Origin of the sequence: Kitasatospora sp. NPDC093558, assembly GCF_040683475.1 — a bacterium.
In the GTDB taxonomy this organism is placed as follows: Bacteria; Actinomycetota; Actinomycetes; order Streptomycetales; family Streptomycetaceae; genus Kitasatospora.
This window is the reverse complement of sequence record NZ_JBFBDY010000865.1, coordinates 1-2,314: the sequence shown is the minus strand read 5'-3', so window position 1 is coordinate 2,314 and position 2,314 is coordinate 1. Positions and strand designations below refer to the sequence as shown.

Annotated in this window: 3 protein-coding genes; all 3 read left to right on the top strand. The window is 71.6% G+C overall.

Going from position 1 to position 2,314, the window contains the following annotated elements; genetic code table 11:
* Window positions 1–305: 305 nt before the first annotated feature.
* From AB0O00_RS36265 to AB0O00_RS36255, 3 genes are read left to right on the top strand one after another with little or no spacing between them, the layout of a single operon-like run.
* Window positions 306–1,277, top strand: coding sequence for an ABC transporter ATP-binding protein (locus AB0O00_RS36265; RefSeq protein WP_363658965.1), 972 nt, complete (start codon window positions 306–308; stop codon window positions 1,275–1,277).
* A complete protein-coding gene (locus AB0O00_RS36260) occupies window positions 1,277–2,077 on the top strand; it encodes an ABC transporter permease (protein ID WP_363658964.1) in 801 nt (266 codons plus the stop codon). The genes AB0O00_RS36265 and AB0O00_RS36260 overlap by 1 nt, the downstream gene beginning before the upstream one ends.
* Window positions 2,078–2,101: 24 nt before the next feature.
* Window positions 2,102–2,278 carry a hypothetical protein gene (locus AB0O00_RS36255; RefSeq protein WP_363658963.1) on the top strand — a complete coding sequence of 59 codons (177 nt, stop codon included), beginning with the start codon at window positions 2,102–2,104 and terminating at the stop codon, window positions 2,276–2,278.
* Window positions 2,279–2,314: the final 36 nt, after the last annotated feature.

Sequence of the window (2,314 nt, the reverse complement as noted above, 5' to 3'; positions counted from 1 at the left end):
CCAGGCTCGCCGCGATCGCGGCGAAGTGCGCCTCGTCACGGGCGGTCAGTGCCGGGTCGGCCTTGGCGGCGAGGCGCTCGGGCAGGTCGAAGACACCGGTGGTGGGAATGGTGGCATCGGCGGTGGCGTCGGTCACGGACGGTCGTGCAGGCACGTGGTGGATCTCCCCGTTGTCTCGGTTTCCGCAGGTCTCGGCGGTGAGGCGGACATTCTGCGGGACGACGGGGGCCTTGCCGCAAGGCCCCCCGTGCGTTATACGTTGAGAGTGGCAAGGGGTGGGCGTTCGTCACCACCGTTGGTTGAGCATGGGTACTCCGACCACCAACACCGGGCCCGTCATCACCGTCTCCGGGCTCCGCATGCGGTACGACTCCTTCGAGGCCGTGCGCGGCATCGACCTGGAGGTCGGACGCGGCGAGGTGTTCGCGTTCCTCGGCCCCAACGGCGCCGGCAAGACCACGACCGTCGAGATCCTCGAAGGCTACCGCCGCCGCACCGCCGGCGACGTCACCGTCCTCGGCGAGGACCCGGCGCACGCCGGCCCGTCCTGGCGGGCCCGGATCGGCGTCGTCCTCCAGGAGTCGCGCCCCGAACGGGACCTCACCGTCGCCGAGTGCCTGCGGCTCTACGCCGGCTACTACCCGTCACCGCGCGGGATCACCGAGACGATGGAGCTGGTGGGCCTCGCCGACCAGGCCGAGGCCACCGCCACCCGCCTCTCCGGCGGCCAGCGCCGCCGCCTCGACGTGGCGCTCTCCCTCATCGGCGACCCGGAGCTGCTGTTCCTGGACGAACCCACCACCGGCTTCGACCCCTCGGCCCGCCGCGCCGCCTGGGACATGATCGCCGGACTGCGCTCACTGGGCGTGACGGTCTTCCTGACCACCCACTTCATGGACGAGGCCGAACACCTCGCCGACCGCGTCATGGTGATCGCCGAGGGCCGGATCGTCGCCGCGGGCCCGCCCGGGACGCTCGGCGGCCGGCAGCGCGCCGCCGCCGAGATCTCCTTCACCCTGCCCCCGGGCGCCTCCGTGGCCGCACTGCCGGGCCCCGTCCGGGACGCACTCGTGGACTCCGTTTCCGATCACATGCTGCTGCGGTCCGCACGCCCCCTCGCCGTCCTCGGGCCACTGATCACCTGGGCGGAGGCCGCCGGCCACGACCTGCCCGACCTGGAGGTCCGCCGCCCGAGCCTCGAAGACGTCTACCTGGCGCTTACCGAACCCGGCACGGACGCACCGCCCCTGGACGCACCACCTCTGGAGGCCGCGTGATGACCGGCAGCTCCGCCCGCGACGTCGCGCGCCTCGCACTGCACCAATTCCCGTACGACCTGCGCGCGTTCCTCCGCAACCCGCAGTCGCGGTTCTTCACGCTCGCGCTCCCGGTGCTCTTCCTGGTCATCTTCGCCTCGGTGTTCGGCCGCCAGAACAACACCGTCAAGGTCGCCGGCGGCACCATCGACACCTCGGTGTACTACGTCCCGGGCATCATCACGCTCGGGATCATCGCCGCGTCCTTCGTCAACCTGGTGATCTCGGTGACCGCCCAGCGCGAGTCCGGCGTGCTCAAACGCCGCCGCGCGACCCCCGTCCCGGCCGCCGCCGTCATCGCCGGCCGGACGCTCACCGCCATCGTCGTCTCGATCGGCATCACCGTCGTGCTCCTGGTGATCGGCTGGGCCGCGTACGGCGCCCACGTGCCCGCCCGCACCGCCCCCGCCCTCGCGGTGACCATCATCGTCGGCACCGTCTCGTTCTGCTGCCTCGGCTATGCGCTGACCTCCGTCATCCGCAACGAGGACGCCGCCCAGCCCATCACCCAAGCCGTGATGCTGCCGCTGTACTTCATCTCCGGCGTCTTCATCGCGACCTCGGTCCTCCCCCACTGGCTGACCGTCGTCGCCGACGTCTTCCCCGTCCACCACCTGGTCGAGGCGCTGCTCACCGCCTACAACCCGCACACCACCGGCGCGGGCTTCGCCGGCACCGACCTGCTGATCGTCGCCGCCTGGGGCGCCTTCGGCCTGGTGATCGCCCTGCGCCGCTTCAGCTGGCTGCCGCGCGGCGCCTGAGGCTCACCCCGAGGAGCACCACCCATGCCGACCGAAACCCAGACCCGGAGGGGCCGTTGCCCCACCCACGGCCCGGTGGAGGCCACCAGGGAAGTCCCCAGGATCACCTTCCCCTGGGTCTTCAACTGGATCCGCCGCACCCTCGCCGAACAGCACCCCTACCGCTGCCCCGAGTGCGGCGCCACCGTCGAGGCGCCGTAATCGTCGCTGTACGTCACCGCGAATGTGACGTTGTCC